We start from the raw sequence: 18895 nt of genomic DNA on the forward strand, positions 1-18895 counted from the left end.
CTGGAGGAGCATTGTTAAGGATAAGGACGCCTTCCCGTATCCACATCACGCTCATCGACCTCAACGGGGAGAGCGGCAGGGTAGACGGGGGCATAGGGATTACGCTTGACGAGCCGTGCATAGAGATCACGGCAGAAAAAAGCGATAAAGTCATCGTGAAGGGCGACCCAGAATTAAGGGAGCGCATGAGGAATGCGTGCGAGGCGGTGTGCCCGGGTAAAGGCGTTGAAATAGCGATTAAAAAGTCGTATTGGAACCACATTGGCCTCGGCTCTGGCACCCAGGCAGCGCTGGCCGCCGGAACCGCCGCCTCCAGGCTCTATGGGCTGGACATGTCGCCGCGCGACATTGCAATAAAAGCTGGCAGGGGAGGCACATCGGGGATAGGCATAGGCGCGTTTGAAAAAGGTGGCTTCCTGCTCGATGGCGGACACAAGATGAGCGTAAAAAAAGCATTTCTTCCTAGCTCTTTCTCAAAGGGCGTTCAGCCAGCGCCGCTATTATTAAGCTATGACTTCCCGGCCTGGGACATCGTACTCGCCATACCCCCATATAAAGGCGCATACGACCTCTATGAAAAGGATATTTTTTCGAGAGAATGCCCGATACCGCTGCACGAAGTCCGGGAGGTCTGCCATATCATACTGATGCAAATACTCCCGGCCATTGTAGAGAAAGACCTTGAGGCGTTTGGAAAGGCTATAAATGCCATCCAGGATACAGGATTTAAGCGGAGAGAGATAGGCCTCCAGCCCGTGGCCCGAGAATTAATCAGAGAGATGAGGGAAGCTGGCGCAGCTGGCGCGGGGATGAGCTCGTTCGGCCCCACGGTATATGCCATAACAGACAGGCCCGATAATATAGCTTCAGCCATCAGGAGCAATCATCCAGAATGCACAGTTATCAAGACGAGGGCCAGGAACTCTGGCGCAGAGGTCACGTATGAGTGATGAAGGGTTTGGTGGCTCAAGCCCGCCCGATGACTACAGGCGGAGGCTGCACGATGCTGCCATGAAGGCCGCGAAGGAGGCGGTAGCGAGCGGCCTGGCAGGCAGAGACGCCCACCTTATGCAGGCTGTCAAAGCCCTGGATGACCTTAATGAGGCCTTTAACGTGCTTTCAGAAAGGCTGGCAGAATGGTACATGGTTCTATGCCCCGGGCATCAAATGCGGCCTGTCGAGCTAATAGACTTTATCTTAAAAGAAGGCTTGCCAGAAGAGGATTCCGTTATAAAGGGGCTCGCTTCCACGGCGAAGGCGTTAAATGATGAGCGCAAGGCGCTGGAAGGCTATATAAAGGCGGCGATGGAAGAGATTGCGCCCAACCTCTCGAATGTGGCTGGCCCCATCCTTGGGGCACGGCTTATAGCAAGGGCAGGAGGCCTCGAAAAGCTGGCGAAGATGCCGGCGAGCAGCATACAGGTGATGGGGGCGGGAGAGGCCCTCTTCAAGCACCTTAAGGCTGGCACGCCACCGCCCAAGCATGGGCTAATATACAAGCATCCTCTGGTTAAAGGCGCCTCAAAGAAAGCCCGCGGCAAGATATCGAGAATGCTCGCGAGCAAGGCCGCCATCGCAGCCAGGGTCGACTTTTATTCGGGCGAGACAGTTGACCTGGGGGACCTTAAGGAGAAGGCCGCGGCCATAAAAGCTAAAGGGAGAAAAAAGCATGAGTGCCGCTAAAGGCATACGTCCTGCCGGGATAGATAACGTTTACTTCATAAGGGTAGATGATGAAGAACTGCTATCGACGCTCACCCAATTCCCCGAAGCCGGCTCTATCACGTACGATGATAGGGCATATAGGCCCTGGAGCCCTGCGACAAGCAAGCTTGCATCCATGATAGTAAAGGGCATGAGGGTGCCTCTAGGTAGATACTCCACGGTGCTCTACCTGGGGGCTGCCAGCGGCACAACGGTTACCCATGTGGCAGACATAGCCATCGATGGCATCGTGTACGCAGTGGAATTCGCTCCGAGGCCTGCCAGAGACCTTCTAGAGGCCGTGGAGAATCGCGTAAACGTCGTGCCCATAATAGCAGATGCCAGGCGGCCCGAGCAATACCCGCCTTTCATCGATAAAGTGGATATAGTCTACCAGGACGTCGCCCAGCCCGGCCAGGCGGACATCGCCATAGCCAACTCCAGTAAATACCTCAAAAGCAGTGGCACGCTTATCATGGCCATAAAGGCGAAAAGCATTAGCGCTACGGAAATCGTGGGCGATATCTTTAGGAGAGAGCTAAAAAAGCTAGAAACACATTTCGAAATCCTGGATAAAAGCTCCCTGGAGCCGTTCCACCATGGCCACCTGGCTGTCATAGCGAAGTATAAAAAGTAGTCAGAGCTCCAGCGTGATCAGGTCATTGGCGGAAAGCCTGTTAATGAACCTGATGAGCCGCTTCTCGATGTCCTTCTCGTCACCCTTGCTACGCTTCAAGATGATGTTCTTTATCTCCTCGACCGAATGATTGCCGTCGCACAGCTCCCAGACCATTGCGCCCATGGCGTTAAACCTAAAGCTCCTTTCATCGGGTATTTCGATAAAACGGCTAAACAGCCTAACTAGATATGGCTTTTTATAGCGGGCGTACACCTTGAGGGATTCAGAACTGTCCCCGTCCCACTCCACTCCATCGCACTTTTTCGGCTTTGCCTGTAGTAGTTTCTTGTAAGGAATTTTCGCCTTTTTACCTTTCAGCGTGATGAATGCAGGCATACACTAAAAAGAGTGCTTATTAGGTCTTATACCTTTCCAGATTTGCTGGTAATGGCCTCGTCTATCTCTTTTAAGAGCTGGTCTTCGGCCTTGCCTTCCACTGAAATCCCCATCTTGCGGGCGATCTCTGCCACGGTTGGCGATGGCGGCTTTTGAGCTTTAACCGGCTCCTGGACGGCCTTGTTTAGCTCCGCTTCAAGGTCTCGCTGGGCTTTCTTCACCTCTGCATATAGCCTACCCAGCTCGCGGATATACTCTGGCAGCTTATCAGGCCCGAACAGGAGGAGGGCTACTATGGCGATAAAAATGATCTCGTCGAACCCTACCACGAGATGACACCATGTAAAGATGAGCGCTTTAGAGTATATACTTTTTTAGCCCTTTTATTTTTTCACTCCTTTGCCCTTTGCGTAAATCCCCATAATTGCCAGGCTGCCCATTAAGATGAAGGGGAGCAGAGGCATGCAACACCTGGGCAAAGGCCGCGTGCCTGACGGCCCGCCTGAAGGCGTGGCGCTTGGAGCCATAGTCGTGACCGGCGTGAGGTCAAACGTCTCATCAGCGAGCAGGAAAGAAGGGTTGGTGCCCTGGTATACCCTGACCTTTGCCAGGACTGCATCCTTGGGTATAGGGACCTCATTCCACCGTAATTCAGATTTAGAGCGCGGCTTGACAAGGGCGCCGGAGTATTCATCCTGGTTCGGGTTAAACTTATACACGTTGCCATTTGTATCTATCAGCTCGTACTGGATATACCCGACCTCCTCCTTATCCCCCGTGTTTTCATATTGATAGACGAGGTGAGCCCACTTCGTCTCCTCTGGAGCCTTCGACGGGTATATGTTGCCCATGTACCTATCCGTCACATTCACTTCTATCAGGTGTATCACGATATTAGAGTTAGCCCTCTTGAAGTCCTTGCCCAGAAGATACGTCTCATCTGCATGCGCAGGCAACGCGATAATGGCGATGCCCCCAAAGAGCAATAAGGCGAATACGACGAATGACAGGCGACCAAGCATATGATAATAAGTATGGTCTAAAAATTTAAGCTTTTTCGTATTTTAATGTTTATATGTTTTATTTCATCGAAATTATGGCGAAGGCCGCTGAGGCCAGCATGACGAGAGCCCCTATGAAGACGAGCATCCATCCGCCCGGGCCTTCCTCCATTAAGGCATCGTCCACGTCCTTAAGCTTGAGCGCATATTGCCTGTAAAACGCCTCGAAAGGCGTCAACAGGCTTCTCGCAATAGAGGGCGAGCGTGCCCTGGCAAAGAACTCCACGAAAGCACCGAGCGTCAATATTATCCCCCCAAGCATAAAAAGAAGGTCGCTCATCATACGGAAGGAAAGCGGCACATTAAAAATGTCCACACCATCTTGTACCCCCCTCCATACCCCGTAAACAAAAATGGCAAAAAGGCTAACCCCGAGTATTACAAACGCATAAAAAAAGACAGCCATAACAATCTTCAAATGACCTTTATCCATATATTAGGGCTAAACATCGATACGGTAAAAGCTTTCCGCTTTTAAAGCGCATGAAGCAATCTATAAATAGTGTGGGTACCCATACTTCTACAATTCTACAGCCCGGCGCTGGGACGTGATACCTGTTGAAGTTTGAGAACACGCTTAAAAGCCTTTTCGGCAAGGAGCCCGAGGAGGCCGTCAAAGAGCTTCTCAAGAGCATCGAGGAGGATTACGGAGAGGTACCCTTTATCCTGAAGGCGATGAGCGATAAGCCGAACGTTCTCTTGCCGAAGATAATCTACGATGACGCCGTTTTGCGGAACCCTGACCATCTTGACGAGAAAACGGTGGAATTGATCACGATTGGCGTTGCGACCGCCCTTAAATGTGACCATTGCTTGAACATGCACTTGAGGGTAGCGCAGCGTAAGGGCATACCTGACGAGGAGGTCTTTGAGGCAATACTTATAGGGAGCGCCTTATCAAGCACGGCAGTGATGGCGCAGGCCATGCGTGTCTACGAGAGCCACAAGAAGGAGTTTAAGGCTAAAGAGGATATAGGTGAAGAGTGCTCGGGCTGCATCGCCTATGAGAACCATAACGGCAATAAGACAAGGCAAGAATGAAAATAATAAAAAGGCTATAGCTCGACTCCAGGCGTTATGGTAGTGAGCTTGACGTGCTTAACGCCCTTAAGCGCCATCATCTTTTCTGCGAACTCTTTTATCTTTCGGCCTTCTCCCCTAAGCGTCATGATTTCCAGGCAGGTGTGCTCATCGATGTGTACATGTACTGATGACTGGGTAAGGTCGCTATTTTCGTGCTGTATATCTATGAGATTGTTAACCAGGCCCCTCTGATCGTGATCGTATACGAGGGATACGATGCCTATGCGGTCTCCCTCGACCTCGCTCATCCACTCATAGTTTAGGATATAGCTCCTGATGGCGTCACGGATGCCCTCTGACCTTGAGGAGTAGCCCCTCTTGGCTATTATCTCGTCGAACCTGTTTAGCAGGTTGTCCGGTAACGATACGCCGATGCGCATTAGCTCTTGTTCCATGTCATCACGCTCGATATATGATATTAATGTATGCTATAATATTACGTATGACATAAAATACCTTTTGTTTTTTAATACATATCGTATTATTTTTGGAGAGCTGTTTAAGTTATGGTATCCAGGGCTATGGTCGTTAGCTTGACGTGCTTCACGCCTTTAAGGGCCATCATCTTTTCTGCGGCGCCCTTTATGTCTTTTCCGTTTCCCTTGAACGTCATGATTTCCATGCAGCTTTCCCTATCGAGGTAGACGTGGAACGCGGAAAGCATGAGCTTGCAATATTCATTTTGTATTTGCATGAGGCTGTCTAACAGCCCTTTTTTATCCTGGTCATACACGATGGATATGACCCCAATCCTTTCGCCTTCTACCTCGTTCATCCAGTCATAGTATTGGATGTAATTCCTTATGGCATCCCTTATCGCTTCTGACCTGGATGAATAGCCCCAGCTTCCGATGATCTCGTCGAATCTTGATAGTAGGTTGTCCGGTAGGGAGACTCCTATTCGCATCAAGCCTTGCTCCATCGTGTATCACCCATCTATGGTTATTACATTAATTTATTATATTATTACTTATTGCAATAAATATTTTTTTATTGCTGAAAAATTTATTGATAAAAAATAAAATATAATATTAATTGTAATACACAAATAGAAAAATATATCAATAAGTAATACATTAATAAATAATTGTATTACCCATAAGGGTGTTGAGTACGCAAGAAGAAAATAAGGATAATATTTCCTTCCTCCTATACGGGAATATTTCAGCCAAATACTTGACTCGATAAAACGCATCGCCTCTATTTGTGCTTCTTGCGCACTCATAACAACTATAAGTTTTAGATTTATAATATGCGCAGGTAATACTTTTTTAATTTGAGGTGGATCCGTATGGATAAGAGACGGATTTAATAGGAGGGTTATCTTTGGAGCAATTACCTGCGCAATATTACAAGCTCATGTTATGATATCACTTGGTAATAAAATTTTCTATTGTTGTCTTACAAATTGAATAAATATAAATTTATAGATCAATAGTCATACCGTTTTTTCCACCAGATTTTGGCTATATTAGAGTATCCTTTGAGGATTAGCCTACCATTTTTCCTGATAAGCTTTTTACGTAAAAAATCCCTCAAGATAGCTTCCTGCCGGTAATTCTCTATATTATAAAAAGGCCTATAGTACTCGACGGCATCGTTAATGTTAGAGAAACTTTCCAAGTATTCATCCTTATACATTTTTATGTTTGGATATATGCCCATGCCATATAAAATATTATAGAGGCAATCACATCTGGGGCCATGCCGGAATTCTTTGCCATGTAGTTCATGCCATATCTCTGCATAGTTTGCCTCCCAGTATGTTACACCTGCTGGCCAAAAAAGGTATACGTACGCGGAGGAAGCAGCGTTCATCTTTTCGAGTGCGGCCTTGATGTCGGGCATGCCGAGGGATAGCGAGGCGACAACGACGTCATACGGCCCCTCCAGGTCCTTCGCAATGTCCACGTCTTCCCATTTTTTATGGACGCAAGCCACGTTGTCCAGGCCTTTCTCTGCAATATTCTTTTTAAGATACCACATCATGCCGTCGGCCGGCTCCACGGCCGTCACATGCTTTACCATGGAAGCGATTGGTATCGTCAAGGTGCCAGGCCCTGCCCCAATGTCGAGCACCCTCGAGCGCATCGTAACGTTCAGTTCACGGATCAGCCGCCGGCCTTTCCGCCAGTTATTGGCCTTTACGTTCTCGTCGTATCGCCCGGCATATTTCTTGTCATGCCATAGCATTGAGCACTCTTTTTTTCCTGCTGTTTTCTGCTTCCATAATTCTCCCCAGTCTATAACATTACCCATAAATTCAGCCATGCTATTGATATCCCACCAATATGGCATTATGTGATACATAAGCTATAAATATTGTTACTAATTATTATGACTTAATGTATTAAGTCTATTATGTAGCATTTAGTTTTATGATGCTACTACAATGGTGATTTGGATGAATAAGGCTATATCTACTATGCTATTGGTAATTTTATTGATAAGCGTGGCAATCGCCGGGTGCTCCACGGGGTCGCAGGTGACGACGCCGACAGAGAAGGCGATAAAGCTCACCATAGGGACGACGAACGCTGTAAACGACATTAACATTGTTGACGACTCGTTCAGCAAGTTCAAGGCAAGGACGGTATGCGAAGGATTAATAATCCAGAACCCGGACGGAAGCTTCGCGCCGTGCCTCGCCGAGAGCTGGGAAAATCCGGACGCAAGCACGTGGATATTCCACCTTAGAAAGAACGCCACATGGCATGACGGCGTCCCGGTGACAGCCAAGGACATAAAGTTTAACCTCGAATACTACCCTGCAAAGATCGCGGAGTATAAGCAGCACTGGGGACAGATCGACAGCGTTGAGACCCCCGATAACCATACGGTGGTCATTAAGCTGAAAACGCCGAACAGTAACTTCCTGACCAACCTCATGGTCATGAGAGCGGTCCCCGAGCACATTTTCAAGGACGTCAGCGACCCGAAGACTTTTAACGACATGAACGCCACCATCGGCAGCGGGCCATACAAGTTCGTGGGATTCGACAAGGACGCAGGAATCCTCAGGTTTAAGGCTTATGACAACTACTGGGGCGGCAAGCCATCGGTCGATACGATCGAGATACGCATATTTAAGAACCAGGATACGATGATCATGGCCCTGCAGAAAGGCGAGATCGACACGACTTACATGTACTCGAAGGGCATCGATTACTATTACGTGCCTAAACTATTGCAGGACAATGATATCGGGATCAGCATTATGAACTCTACGGGCGTCACGGCACTATTCTTTAACACAGAACGGCCGGTGCTCAATAACGCGACGTTCCGTCGAGCCATCAGCTACGCCATAGACTATAATGAGCTCAATAACCTGTTCACCGCTGGCTATGGCGAGCCCGGGACAAGGGGCTTCTTGCCGACGAGTAGCTATAATTACGAGGATAAAGGCTTGCTAGCGCAGGACGTCAGCCAGTCGAAGAAGCTGCTCGATTCGATTGGAATGATTGACAGGGATGGCGATGGGTTTAGAGAAGCTCCGGACGGCAAAAAATTCCAGCCGGAGTTGTTGACCAGGACCGATGTTGCCGATTACCCGAGGATTTCCGATGTGGTCAAAAAGTATCTTAACGCCGTTGGCATCGACGTCAGGATAAAGCTGGTCGATAAGGCGACGTTCCAGAAGATCGCCAACACGGAAAAGACGCATGACATGCTGATATCGAGCACGACGCCCTGGGGCATGATGACCTGGTGCGGCTATGGCTCCTGCTACTTTGACAGCCGCAACATTGGCTACACTATGACGAAAGACCCTGTCTACACTTCCATCGTGGACAGGATTTTTAATACGACGGACGTGGCTGCGCAGAAGCAGCTTGCCTACGAGATGCAGGACTACTATGCGAGCGAGATGCCAGCCATAGCGTTTTACACTTCCAACGTCATCCAGCCATACAATAAAAAGTACGAGGGATGGACGTATGACCCCATGTATGGCATCATGTCATATGGCACGTTTTTCAACCTACATGAAGCGTGAGGGATTGCGTAATGACCCCAGGCAATGATAGATTGGGCAAAATAGGGAAATCAATCATTATCGAGGCGCTGGCACTTATATGTATATGCGCCATTATCGCCGGATGCACAGGCCAGGCTGGAGTGAACGGAAATACCTCGAGCAATACAGGCTATAATATTAAGAAATTAGTAATAGGCACGACATTCCAGATCGCAGACATTAACATAAACGACGTGCGCTTCTCAGAGATACGGAAAGCCCTTACTCACCAGGGAATGGTCAGGATTGCCCCGAATGGCACCTATGTTCCTGCGCTGGCGGATAGCTGGGAGACGAAGGACGCTAAGACCTGGGTATACCATCTTAATAAGAGCGCTAGATGGCATGATGGGGTACCGGTCACTTCAAAAGACGTTAACTTTACCATTAATTACATGAAAGACAAATTCAAGTCATTCAGCGACGTTGAATCCGTGAGCACGCCCGATGACTATACCGTAGTGATCACGCTGAAGGCCCCGAACTCCAACTATTTGATGTCGAACATTAATGATGTGATATACCCAATGCATATATTCCAAAACGTGAGTGAGCCTACGAAATTTAATGATGTTAACGCTACAATAGGAAGTGGCCTCTATAAGTTTGATAGCTTTGATAAGCAGGCCGGAGTGCTAACGTTTAAAGCAAATGACGCATATCCGGGTGGAAAGCCTGCGGTTGAGGCCATCGAAATTCGCATGTTTAAGAGTACTGACACCATGGTCATGGCGCTTCAGAAAGGTGAGATAGATACGGTCTATTCTTATAGCCAGGGCCTTCCGTATTATTATGTGCCTAAGCTGCTGCAAAATGATGACATAAAGCTTCTGATGATTAATAATACAGGTATACCGGCAGCGCTTTATTTTAACACGAATAGGGCACCTTATGACAATGTGAGCTTCAGGAGAGCAATTTCTCTTGCCATCAACTATGGCGAGATAGCTAACCTTGTTGGCGGCGGCTATGGGCAAGCCCCGAACGCCGGTTTCGTGCCCACTGGAAGTGCATATTACGTGGATACGCCTCGGCTTACGTATAACCTGAGCGAGTCTAAGAGAATTCTGAATAGCATAGGATATAAGGACGTTAATGGGGATGGCTTCCGTGAAATGCCTGACGGGAGCCTTTTGAAGACGACCATCTATGTGAGTAACGCGTTCGACGATGCCGTTAGGGCGTCGAGCCTTGTAAAAGAGTACTTGAACGCCGCCGGCATAGCAGTGGATGTGCGGGTCGTTGACCAGTCCACGTTCAACAGCGTTCTAGGCAAGCACGATATAGTAATATTCCCTGCCACGCCGGCAGGCATGAGAATGTACGCAGGCTTTGGCTCGACTTATATTGACGGTAGAAAGCTTAAGCTGTCCAACGTGACGGATCCAGAATATCAATCCATCGTGGATGGGCTGATGACGACTGCTGATAATGGTAGATATGATGAATTGTCGTCGAGCATACAGGGCTATTACGCGAGCCAGCTGCCCGCAATATCCCTGTACTGGTCGGATTTCATACAGCCGTACAACAAGAAGTACGAAGGTTGGACGCCGAATCCATTCTGGGGTATTTTATCCTATGAAACGTTCTATAATCTACATGCCGCCTGCTAAGGGCGGCACCTTTTTTGGCGTCTTGAATATGAGAGGCATTGATTGGGAAAAAGAATGGGCTATAGCGCGGCTTAAGCTACCTCATAATGCCCAAAAAATCAATGATGAGAGGTGGGAGAGATACTGGGACAACGCTTCAGGTGACTACCGGCGCCAGACAGGAATTAACATTGGTCTGTGTAAGGATATCATACGATATCTTATGCATGATGAAAAACTAAGACGTGGCGATACTGTACTGGATATCGGATGCGGACCCGGGACATATACTTTGCTTTTCGCTGAAGTCGCTAAAATGGTCTCCGGGTTGGACATGTCGGCCGAAATGCTCGACCGGCTTCGTCTTAACGCAGAACAGAAAGGTGTCACTAATATTTTGGCTATACGCTCGAAGTGGGCCGACTATATTCCCGATGAGCGATACGACCTTGTTTTTTCTGCGTTTTGCCCCGGAGTAAACGACCCAATGGCTTTACAAAAAATGGAAAAATGCTCTCGTAGAAGCTGCTGCTACGTATCGATTGGCGATGGGAAATCACCCCAGCCTTTATACCAGCTTTGGGAAAAATTGACAGGCGACCATTTCTCAAATGAAGGCTATGATGTCATATATCCGCTGAACGTGCTTCTGGAGTCTAACAGAAATGCTAATGTCAGATATTTTACGGCTAACATAGATGTCAGCATGCCTTCCAGTAAGGTGGTTGATAACTATATCACTTACTTCGGGATGTTCATGGATATAGACGACAAAAAGAAAAGGATAATCAATGAGTTCGTAAGTGAAAGATCGGAAAGAGACATATATCGTATCAAATCAACCCGGATTATTGGGATTGTAAGCTGGAATGTCCTATAATATGCTTTTTAGTATAGTGGTAATGGAGAAAAATAATGTCATGGAATGATGTCAAATTTAACTATTTGACAGGAAAACTGTTGAGGTATGGCTTCACTCTCTTTATCATCCTGTCGATTAACTTTTTCATCCCGCGTGCTATGCCAGGGGACCCGATGGTCAACTTATTAGGAGAGGATGCGCTTCATGTAGATGAGCAGATACTCGATGCGCTGCGGGCCGAGTACGGGCTGGACCGGCCCCTACATGAGCAGTATCTTGAATATATGTTTGGAATCATCCAGCTGGATTTTGGCTATTCCATCCATAAAAACCTCAAGGTGGCCGACTTGATAAAGGACCGACTTTTCTGGACGCTGGTGCTGGTTTTTCCTTCCATTATTATGGGAGGCATTTTAGCGCTAGTCTTTGGCTCGATTGCCGGGTTCAGGCACGGCGGCAACGTGGATAAGCTATTGACATCTTTAAACATCTTTTTGTACACGCTACCGTCGTTCCTGTTCGCCATGGTTATCGTGAGCATCTTCAGCTTTCACCTAGGGTGGTTCCCACTCGGCAACCTTTCGTCAGGAAAGCTAGAGGGCTTACCATATTTGCTCGATGTAGGATGGCACCTTTTCCTGCCGGTGGCCATCCTCTCCATACATGAGGCCACGTATATTTTCCTTGTCGTCAGAAACTCCATCACGCAGATCATGGGCGAGTACTTCGTTTTCGTGGCAAAGGCGAAGGGCCTTCCGGAACGTATCATAGAATTAAGGCATGTCCTGAGGAATGTTCTCCCACAATTCATAAGCATCATGGCCCTGAACTTCGGGTTCATGGTATCAGGTGCTTTAATAATCGAGGTCGTGTTCTCACTGAACGGGATGGGTACCCTGATATACGATGCGGTGATGGCCCGAGACTACCCGGTCATGCAGGGCTGTTTCGTCGTATTGACGATATTCGTGGTGGCGGCCAACTTTGTTGCAGACCTCCTTTATGGCATCGCGGACCCGAGGATAGCAGACGCGAAAAATATAGGGGCTTCAGCATAGGTGGTGGCATTTATGGACGAAATAATTGAAAAAACCGTTCGAAAAGCCTGGGGAGATAAGTTCATTGGCAATGTCGCCAGGAGCCAGTTAAAATATCTGGGGTTTGCTATACTCCTGGCGCTTTCCTTAATGGCGGTGTTTGCCCCGTATATCGCCCCGTATGACCCGAAGCAGACCGGTATCCCTTACCAGGCGCCATCGTTAGAGCACTTATTAGGCACGAACGACCTGGGCCAGGACGTATTCTCTGAGCTGATCTACGCGACAAGGGTGTCACTGGTAGTGGGCTTCCTTTCAGGCATCATTTCGATCGTGATAGGCGTGATCGTGGGCGTTTTTGCCGGATACTTCCGTGGATGGGTCGAGGAGCTTTTAATGGGGACGACAGACGTATTCTTGCTCATCCCTGCCCTTCCGCTGATGATCATACTGGCCGCCTATCTTAACCCCAGCATGTGGAACATAATCATCGTTGTGGGCCTGCTATGGTGGTGCTCGACCGCCCGTCTCGTTCATTCACGAGTGCTACAGGTAAGGGAGATGCAGTTCATCGAATCGACCCGGGCGCTCGGATACTCAGACTTATATATCATCTTCAAGCACGTTCTGGTGAATACCAGGGATATCATTTACGCAAAGTTTTCGCTTGCCGTAGCCTCGGCCATGCTCTCGGAGGCATCGCTAAGCTTCCTCGGGCTGGGCGATCCTTTGAATGTAAGCTGGGGCGAGATGATCCACTTCGCGTTTAGCAGGGGCGGCTTCGCCAACGACATGTGGTGGTGGTATCTGCCGCCTGGCCTCATGATATGCATCAGCGTGCTGGGCTTCATCATGCTCACGATAGAGGGCAAGAAGGACAGCAAGCTGCTGGAGTTGATCTGATGCTGTTGAGTATTCGTGACCTTTCCGTAACGTTCGACACGCTACAGGGGCCGTTTAAGGCCATCGAGGGGATAGACCTCGACGTCGACGAGCGGGATACGCTGGCCATCGTCGGGGAGTCGGGCTGCGGTAAATCCGTCCTTGGTCATGCCACGATGAGGCTGCTGGATGACATCGCCATCGTAAGAGGTAGCGTGAAGTTCAAGGGCAAGGAAATCTATTCCATGAAAAAGGACGAGCTATTGAAACTGCGCGGCAAGGCCATATCGTTGGTGCCGCAGAGCCCTTCCACGTCGTTCAACCCGGTCATCAAGATCGGGGACCAGATCAAAGTGTTGATAGAGAAGGATGGGATCGCTAAAGGCTCTGCAGCCAGACAAAGGGCCATTGATTTCCTAGGGAAGGCTGGATTTCCCGACCCTGTGGCGATATATGAGTCCTATCCACACAGGCTTTCGGGAGGCATGTGCGAGAGGGCTTTAATCGCCATGGCCGTATCCGTGGAGCCCGAGCTGATCATAGCGGACGAGCCGACCAAGGGCTTAGATGCAATTTCACGGAAGAACATTTTAGCCATGCTTCACAAGATGGCCGAGGGCGCCTCAATGATCATGATCACCCATGATATCAAAGCGGCCGTTACCTGTAAGCGGATGGCAGTGATGTACTCGGGCGAGATCGTCGAGGAAGGCATAACTGCTTCGGTGATAAATAAGCCTAAACACTTCTATACGGTAGGGCTTCTGGAAGCCCAGCCTTCCCGAGGCATGAAGCCAATCAAAGGCAGGCACTCACTCTTATCCCGTATGGATGGTGGATGCAGGTTCCGGAATCGATGCGACGCCGCCGATAGCGTATGTAAGACTCACCCTTTGTTGAGGGAGCGGGACGGCAATGGAAGGGTGAGGTGCCACCATGCTTGAGCTGGTAAAAGTCTCGAAATTGTTTAGGACAGGGTTCCTGGGCAGGAACATGAAGATCGCAGTCGATGAGGCGTCGTTGCGGCTGGAGAGAGGCGAGATACTGGGCCTCATCGGAGAGAGCGGGTGCGGAAAGTCTACGCTAGCCCGTATCGCCCTCAAGCTGTTGCCTCCCACGTCAGGCCGCATTTTTATCGATGGCGTAGACGTGACGGACATGCCAGAAAAACAGTTCCGTGAATACCGCAAGCGAATACAGATTATCTTTCAGCACCCCGAGAGCGCGCTCGACCCCCACTATACGCTGATGGATTCCATAAACGAGTCCTTTAACCGCCTTGCCATACCAAAGCTTGAGCGTGCGGCCGTACTAGAAAAATTGGCGGATGAGGTCAGCCTACCCCTTGACATCCTGGACCGATACCCGAGCCAGGTGAGCGGCGGCGAGATCCAGAGGGCCGTACTTACGCGCGTCTTAGCCTTCAAGCCCGAATACCTCGTCCTGGACGAGCCCACATCAATGCTGGACGTCTCGGTACAGGCACACATCCTTCAGCTTTTAAAGAAAAAAGCAAAACGGGATAACATGGGCCTGCTGTTCATCTCCCACGACCTGGAGGTGGTCAGGGCCATGTGCGACCGCGTCATGGTCATGAAGGCGGGAAGGATCATAGAAGAAGGGAGAGTCGACCATATCTTTGATCGACCCGAGACACAATATATGAGAATGTTTATTGCTAATATTTGATATTAACGAATATTGTATCATAAAATTTCATTGTCATAACATTTTTAGCATGATTATCTATAAGATTCACGCTCGACGTATTACGATTTTTATTTTATTCATAACATAAAATATATATAACCTCTATCTATATTCTATACGTGAGAGCAGGAGGTAACCGCTTATGTGCGACACTTGCGAGAAGCACAACCCCAAGAAAGCGAAGCCCAAGAAGTGATCTACAATAAACACTTCCCGTTCATCTGGAGATACCTCGTATTAACTTGGGCACGATGGTCTTCCGCCCATTGTGCTAGATTATTTCTACTTAGCATATCAACCAGTTCATCTTCAGATATGCCCCATTCGAGCATTTTCTCCATTATCCCTTTAAACAAGTGGACACCCATTCGAACAACAGTTTTGAATCAGGCGATTTTAATTTTTTATAGCGTATATTTTCCATAGATTTAAAAGGATATACATCCTCATTAATGGTAAGTGGGGGATATTTTGTGCATACCGACAAAACCGTAGACTCATGCTTCATACTGCCCATCCTGCCGCACAAGCTGGGCAACGTGCGGGACTTCTGGGACGACGCCAGCGAAAAATATGGCAGCGATATCGATAGCCACTTTAAGCTGAACGGCGTCCACAGGGTGATAGCATTCCTGCAGGACATTCCGGAGAAGGGCGACTTTTTGTTGATGTTCATGCAATCGAGAAACAGCCTCGAGAGGACTCTCCATGACCTGTTTGCGTCCGGCCTGGAGTGCTCGCGGTACCTTACCGGCCAGTTCATGGACTTTTCGGGAATCGATATGTCCAGGAAGGAGAATTTTCCAAGGCTCGAGCTTTTAGACGACTGGAAGGAGACGCGAGAGTACATTGAGGAGAGGGGCATGCTCACGATGCCATGGTGCTTCGCCCTGCCCTTAAAAGAGGGTAAAGCCAATGACGCCCTAAAGTTTGCCAATGAGGCCAAAAAGTCTATGGCTAGCGACATCGAGGGCATGCTCAGGCACCACGACGTTGTGAGAAGACTGGCATACCTTCAGCGCACGCCGCAGGGCGATTTCGTCGTCGTCCACCTGCTGGCGTCAGGCCCATTGGACGAGCTTATCCTGGCCATGACTTCCTGTAGCGATAAGATGTGTGGCCTGGCCAGGAATAAGATTATGGAGCTTACGGGCATTGACCTGTCTGACCAGAAGAACGTGCCCAAGGTTGAGCTTCTCTTCAAGTGGGACGAGAGCCACGGGTTTGAGACGGCTGACCAGATAATCGCCTACACAGAATAAAAATGGCAAAAAAGCAAAAATAAGTCATTCGGTGCACTGAACGATGCGCTCGCTTATAATTTCGCCGCCCAAAAGCTCGTATATGTACTTTCGCTTCGTGTTCTTGCAATAGACCGACGTCTCTGTGACCTTTCTTTTATTTTCGCTTGCTTTGCTTTCATGGCTCTTCTTCATACTATCACCTATCTACCGAAAGCATAGCTTATTGTCGTTAGCTATACCCCCGCTTTAATTTCATATTATCATGGTTTAATGGATTTATAACCATATGCTTAATGATTAATCATTATGAATTGATGCTAAGACGCTGTATTACCATAAATATTTTTTCCTGATGAGTAACCGTTTTATGCATGACCGCTTCTATTTTTTATTGAGGGTTATGCGTGGCATCGATTACCATATATGATGGGGCAGAGTCTATAGGGGGCAATAAGATATATGTTGAGGATGGCGGTAGGGGCGTTTTCCTGGACTTCGGGATGAACTTCGCCCGTCGAAATGCCTTTTTTGATGAATTTTTAAGCGAGCGTGATGGCAGGGGCATCCACGACCTCATAAAGCTGGGCATGATACCTCGAATTGACGTTTATAGAAGGGATTTGATCCCTTCTGACCTTGATGAGCTGGTGCCTTCGTTTTCCAGGTTAAGGCCGGAAGCTGTATTGTTGAGCCATGCTCATTTGGACCATAGCGGCAACATGGGGCTGCTGGACCCCGCGATACCCATCATGGCTTCGGCCACAAGCGTCGCCATCTTGAAGGCCATGAGAGACGTAGGCCCTGCGGATGTCACACAGGACGTAGCATATATTTCCTTGAGAAAACGGGAGGGCAATGGGCTGTTTCTGAAAACCGATAGAAAGGAAGCGTATAAGGGGAGACAATTTTGCTGCCCTGAAGGATGCAGATCTGAATTATGCGACTTTTTATCAGACCGGCCCGGGAGCGGAGGGAAAAATACGAAGGCGTTCGACGGATGCGGCATATGCGAGGAGCTTAGCCTGCCGTTTGAGGTAAAAAGCTATAACGTTAATCATTCGATATATGGTGCGCTCGCCTATGTCTTAAGGTCTGATGAAGTGTCCATCGCCTATAGCGGTGATTTCAGGATCGGGGATGATGCGAAACAATTGCCTGATTTTATGAGGGAGGCTAAAAACGCGTCCGTTCTCATCATCGAAGGCACGCGGGCCGGAAGGGAGGGCGACGCCGAAGTGACCGAGCCGATGGTGTATGATACGTGCAGGGCAGCCGTTGAAGATACAAAGGGCCTTATCATCGCCGACTTTTCTTCAAAGAACTTCGAGCGACTGGAAACCTTTAGAAGGATAGCAGGCGAGACGGGACGGCAGCTCGTCGTCACTGCGAAGGACGCCTACGCATTATACGCCATGGAGTGCGCAGATGGCGTGTGTCGCACGAAAGGCTTACTTGTATATGACGAGATAAGCGACAAGACAAGGCGCAAGTATGAGACGGACACGCTTGCCAGTAAGTGTCCCATCGAGTACGTAGGCCACAGGCAGATACATGACGACCCCGACAGGTATATCCTTTGTTTCTCGTTCTTCGACATGAAGCACCTTCTAGATATATGGCCTGAGGGCGGCTCTTACATATACTCGGCATGCGAAGCGTTTACAGAGGAGCAGGAAATCGACTTCGTCAAGCTAAAGAACTGGCTGGATTTCTTTAAGATTAGGCCGCATGGGTTTAGATTTACCGATGATGGGCTGGTGTTCGAGAAGGGATACCATGCTTCGGGCCATGCCTCCTTAAGGGAGTTGGCCTTTGTCATCGATAAGGTCGACCCGGACGCCCTAATACCTGTGCATACCGAGAATCATAAATGGTTCGCAGAAAATTGGGGGCATGTCAGGCCTGTGAAAAATGGAGAAATGCTCACGCTTTAAGATGAGCCATATAGACGCCAAAATGTTATCTTACCATCCTCTCGTATACTCTTTGTAGCACGGTATGCACACGAAGCCCCCGTCCTGCACCCTGGCACGATGCTCGGCCACCATCTCGCCGCACTTCTTACACTTCACTGACTTGAATATGCGGGCCTTTTCGGGTATCTTCGCCTTGACGTGCTTGACCTCGAACATCTCTTCGATTGGAGCGGCCAGCATAGCATTCGATACGCTCTCCATGCGCCGGCGGAACTCCTCGGCCTCCTTTTTGGTGGCCTTGCCCGACATCACTTTAGCCCTTAGCTTCGCCAGCGCCGGGTCCTGCTCTTCGACGCTGAAAGAGGCCTTTAAGGATACACGAACCGCATCTCCCGTGTTCCGATTAATAAAAGTATAGACCTGCTTACCATGATCCTTAAATATAAGGTTGCCCTTGCCAAGCGTGCAGCCCGTGGCCACCTGTATGGCGTCGACGCCACAGGCGTCGTTCTCGACTATAGCTACCAGCTCCTCATCGACGTCGCGGCCCGCCTTTAGCTCCTTTATGGCCGCCTCCGCTGCCCTGTAGCCCATCGTCAGGCCCGGGCAGGTGTGCCCATGGAACTTTACCGCTTCGGAAAAATGCGGAATAGAGCCTTCTCTTTGCGTATTGGTGCCACAATCATGCATAAATATCACCGCTTGTAATATAGCGTATAACTTTTTATATCTTTTGTATTACCATATCTTACATAACAAATAATT

22 protein-coding genes are annotated in these 18895 nt (G+C 48.9%); 13 read left to right on the forward strand and 9 right to left on the reverse strand.

The genetic code is table 11. The features are described 5' to 3' along the window. Positions 1 to 11: 11 nt before the first annotated feature. From MTC_RS08965 to MTC_RS08975, 3 genes are read left to right on the forward strand one after another with little or no spacing between them, the layout of a single operon-like run. Entirely contained in the window at positions 12 to 950 is a 939-nt protein-coding gene (locus MTC_RS08965; RefSeq protein WP_048189263.1) for a beta-ribofuranosylaminobenzene 5'-phosphate synthase, read from the forward strand. Then, positions 943 to 1683 (forward strand): NOP5/NOP56 family protein, encoded by a 741-nt coding sequence (locus MTC_RS08970; protein WP_014406372.1) that lies wholly within the window; start codon positions 943 to 945, stop codon positions 1681 to 1683. The genes MTC_RS08965 and MTC_RS08970 overlap by 8 nt, the downstream gene beginning before the upstream one ends. Next, positions 1670 to 2341, forward strand: a complete 672-nt coding sequence (locus tag MTC_RS08975) for a fibrillarin-like rRNA/tRNA 2'-O-methyltransferase (protein WP_014406373.1) — start codon at positions 1670 to 1672, stop codon at positions 2339 to 2341. Before MTC_RS08970 ends, MTC_RS08975 begins: the two co-directional genes overlap by 14 nt. Here MTC_RS08975 and MTC_RS08980 read toward each other — a convergent pair whose 3' ends face one another. The 4 genes from MTC_RS08980 to MTC_RS13150 are packed head-to-tail and all read right to left on the reverse strand — an operon-like array spanning position 2342 to position 4063. Further along, positions 2342 to 2719, reverse strand: coding sequence for a PqqD family protein (locus MTC_RS08980; RefSeq protein WP_014406374.1), 378 nt, complete (start codon positions 2717 to 2719; stop codon positions 2342 to 2344). A 26-nt stretch (positions 2720 to 2745) separates the two neighbouring features. Beyond that, entirely contained in the window at positions 2746 to 3048 is a 303-nt protein-coding gene (locus MTC_RS08985; RefSeq protein ID WP_014406375.1) for a Sec-independent protein translocase subunit TatA/TatB, read from the reverse strand. A gap of 54 nt (positions 3049 to 3102) precedes the next feature. After that, entirely contained in the window at positions 3103 to 3741 is a 639-nt protein-coding gene (locus MTC_RS08990; protein WP_014406376.1) for a hypothetical protein, read from the reverse strand. 58 nt (positions 3742 to 3799) lie between these two features. Then, positions 3800 to 4063, reverse strand: a complete 264-nt coding sequence (locus MTC_RS13150; protein ID WP_158308511.1) for a hypothetical protein — start codon at positions 4061 to 4063, stop codon at positions 3800 to 3802. Positions 4064 to 4338: 275 nt separating this feature from the next. Here MTC_RS13150 and MTC_RS09000 point away from each other — a divergent pair, with 275 nt between their 5' ends. Then, a complete protein-coding gene (locus tag MTC_RS09000; protein WP_014406378.1) occupies positions 4339 to 4821 on the forward strand; it encodes a carboxymuconolactone decarboxylase family protein in 483 nt (160 codons plus the stop codon). 14 nt (positions 4822 to 4835) lie between these two features. Here MTC_RS09000 and nikR (MTC_RS09005) read toward each other — a convergent pair whose 3' ends face one another. The 3 genes from nikR (MTC_RS09005) to MTC_RS09015 form a co-directional block, all read right to left on the reverse strand. Continuing rightward, on the reverse strand, positions 4836 to 5258 hold the full coding sequence (gene nikR / locus MTC_RS09005; RefSeq protein ID WP_014406379.1) for a nickel-responsive transcriptional regulator NikR: 423 nt from the start codon (positions 5256 to 5258) through the stop codon (positions 4836 to 4838). 104 nt (positions 5259 to 5362) lie between these two features. Next, positions 5363 to 5785 (reverse strand): nickel-responsive transcriptional regulator NikR, encoded by a 423-nt coding sequence (gene nikR, locus MTC_RS09010; protein ID WP_048189268.1) that lies wholly within the window; start codon positions 5783 to 5785, stop codon positions 5363 to 5365. Between the two features lie 509 nt (positions 5786 to 6294). Beyond that, the gene (locus MTC_RS09015; protein WP_202798131.1) at positions 6295 to 7134 is read right to left on the reverse strand and encodes a class I SAM-dependent methyltransferase; all 840 of its coding nucleotides are present in this window, start codon (positions 7132 to 7134) and stop codon (positions 6295 to 6297) included. Between the two features lie 133 nt (positions 7135 to 7267). Here MTC_RS09015 and MTC_RS09020 point away from each other — a divergent pair, with 133 nt between their 5' ends. From MTC_RS09020 to MTC_RS09055, 8 genes are all read left to right on the forward strand, one after another. Further along, positions 7268 to 8863, forward strand: a complete 1596-nt coding sequence (locus tag MTC_RS09020) for an ABC transporter substrate-binding protein (RefSeq protein ID WP_048189272.1) — start codon at positions 7268 to 7270, stop codon at positions 8861 to 8863. 11 nt (positions 8864 to 8874) lie between these two features. After that, positions 8875 to 10500: an ABC transporter substrate-binding protein gene (locus MTC_RS09025; RefSeq protein ID WP_014406383.1), complete on the forward strand. Its 1626-nt coding sequence runs from the start codon at positions 8875 to 8877 to the stop codon at positions 10498 to 10500. 28 nt (positions 10501 to 10528) lie between these two features. Next, the gene (locus MTC_RS13365; RefSeq protein ID WP_158308512.1) at positions 10529 to 11359 is read left to right on the forward strand and encodes a class I SAM-dependent methyltransferase; all 831 of its coding nucleotides are present in this window, start codon (positions 10529 to 10531) and stop codon (positions 11357 to 11359) included. 35 nt (positions 11360 to 11394) lie between these two features. Beyond that, the gene (locus MTC_RS09035) at positions 11395 to 12399 is read left to right on the forward strand and encodes an ABC transporter permease (RefSeq protein ID WP_014406385.1); all 1005 of its coding nucleotides are present in this window, start codon (positions 11395 to 11397) and stop codon (positions 12397 to 12399) included. Positions 12400 to 12411: 12 nt separating this feature from the next. Then, positions 12412 to 13281, forward strand: a complete 870-nt coding sequence (locus MTC_RS09040) for an ABC transporter permease (RefSeq protein ID WP_014406386.1) — start codon at positions 12412 to 12414, stop codon at positions 13279 to 13281. Next, a complete protein-coding gene (locus MTC_RS09045; protein ID WP_014406387.1) occupies positions 13281 to 14204 on the forward strand; it encodes an ABC transporter ATP-binding protein in 924 nt (307 codons plus the stop codon). The genes MTC_RS09040 and MTC_RS09045 overlap by 1 nt, the downstream gene beginning before the upstream one ends. Then, positions 14197 to 14949, forward strand: a complete 753-nt coding sequence (locus MTC_RS09050) for an ABC transporter ATP-binding protein (RefSeq protein WP_014406388.1) — start codon at positions 14197 to 14199, stop codon at positions 14947 to 14949. Before MTC_RS09045 ends, MTC_RS09050 begins: the two co-directional genes overlap by 8 nt. 494 nt (positions 14950 to 15443) lie before the next feature. After that, a complete protein-coding gene (locus tag MTC_RS09055) occupies positions 15444 to 16232 on the forward strand; it encodes a hypothetical protein (protein WP_014406389.1) in 789 nt (262 codons plus the stop codon). A gap of 24 nt (positions 16233 to 16256) precedes the next feature. On the opposite strand, the gene MTC_RS13370 is transcribed toward MTC_RS09055, so the two are convergent. Further along, positions 16257 to 16406 carry a hypothetical protein gene (locus MTC_RS13370; RefSeq protein WP_014406390.1) on the reverse strand — a complete coding sequence of 50 codons (150 nt, stop codon included), beginning with the start codon at positions 16404 to 16406 and terminating at the stop codon, positions 16257 to 16259. 212 nt (positions 16407 to 16618) lie between these two features. Here MTC_RS13370 and MTC_RS09060 point away from each other — a divergent pair, with 212 nt between their 5' ends. Continuing rightward, complete coding sequence (locus MTC_RS09060; protein WP_014406391.1) at positions 16619 to 18148, forward strand: MBL fold metallo-hydrolase; 1530 nt, start codon at positions 16619 to 16621, stop codon at positions 18146 to 18148. A gap of 30 nt (positions 18149 to 18178) precedes the next feature. Here the strand turns inward: MTC_RS09060 and MTC_RS09065 are convergent, their stop codons facing one another. Then, positions 18179 to 18820 carry an FmdE family protein gene (locus tag MTC_RS09065; protein WP_014406392.1) on the reverse strand — a complete coding sequence of 214 codons (642 nt, stop codon included), beginning with the start codon at positions 18818 to 18820 and terminating at the stop codon, positions 18179 to 18181. Between the last annotated feature and the right edge of the window lie 75 nt (positions 18821 to 18895).

The organism is Methanocella conradii HZ254, assembly GCF_000251105.1.
Classification (GTDB): Archaea; Halobacteriota; Methanocellia; order Methanocellales; family Methanocellaceae; genus Methanocella; species Methanocella conradii.

Excerpts from the sequence above, each read along its gene's own strand:
- MTC_RS09015 (WP_202798131.1), bottom strand. The coding sequence starts at position 7,134 with ATGGCTGAATTTATGGGTAATGTTATAGACTGGGGAGAATTATGGAAG.
- MTC_RS09050 (WP_014406388.1), top strand. The coding sequence starts at position 14,197 with ATGCTTGAGCTGGTAAAAGTCTCGAAATTGTTTAGGACAGGGTTCCTG.
- MTC_RS09020 (WP_048189272.1), top strand. The coding sequence starts at position 7,268 with ATGAATAAGGCTATATCTACTATGCTATTGGTAATTTTATTGATAAGC.
- MTC_RS08980 (WP_014406374.1), bottom strand. The coding sequence starts at position 2,719 with ATGCCTGCATTCATCACGCTGAAAGGTAAAAAGGCGAAAATTCCTTAC.
- nikR (WP_048189268.1), bottom strand. The coding sequence starts at position 5,785 with ATGGAGCAAGGCTTGATGCGAATAGGAGTCTCCCTACCGGACAACCTA.
- MTC_RS08990 (WP_014406376.1), bottom strand. The coding sequence starts at position 3,741 with ATGCTTGGTCGCCTGTCATTCGTCGTATTCGCCTTATTGCTCTTTGGG.
- MTC_RS09025 (WP_014406383.1), top strand. The coding sequence starts at position 8,875 with ATGACCCCAGGCAATGATAGATTGGGCAAAATAGGGAAATCAATCATT.
- MTC_RS08975 (WP_014406373.1), top strand. The coding sequence starts at position 1,670 with ATGAGTGCCGCTAAAGGCATACGTCCTGCCGGGATAGATAACGTTTAC.
- MTC_RS09065 (WP_014406392.1), bottom strand. The coding sequence starts at position 18,820 with ATGCATGATTGTGGCACCAATACGCAAAGAGAAGGCTCTATTCCGCAT.
- MTC_RS08970 (WP_014406372.1), top strand. The coding sequence starts at position 943 with ATGAGTGATGAAGGGTTTGGTGGCTCAAGCCCGCCCGATGACTACAGG.
- MTC_RS09045 (WP_014406387.1), top strand. The coding sequence starts at position 13,281 with ATGCTGTTGAGTATTCGTGACCTTTCCGTAACGTTCGACACGCTACAG.
- MTC_RS13370 (WP_014406390.1), bottom strand. The coding sequence starts at position 16,406 with ATGAAGAAGAGCCATGAAAGCAAAGCAAGCGAAAATAAAAGAAAGGTC.
- MTC_RS13150 (WP_158308511.1), bottom strand. The coding sequence starts at position 4,063 with ATGATGAGCGACCTTCTTTTTATGCTTGGGGGGATAATATTGACGCTC.
- nikR (WP_014406379.1), bottom strand. The coding sequence starts at position 5,258 with ATGGAACAAGAGCTAATGCGCATCGGCGTATCGTTACCGGACAACCTG.
- MTC_RS09040 (WP_014406386.1), top strand. The coding sequence starts at position 12,412 with ATGGACGAAATAATTGAAAAAACCGTTCGAAAAGCCTGGGGAGATAAG.
- MTC_RS13365 (WP_158308512.1), top strand. The coding sequence starts at position 10,529 with ATGAGAGGCATTGATTGGGAAAAAGAATGGGCTATAGCGCGGCTTAAG.
- MTC_RS09035 (WP_014406385.1), top strand. The coding sequence starts at position 11,395 with ATGTCATGGAATGATGTCAAATTTAACTATTTGACAGGAAAACTGTTG.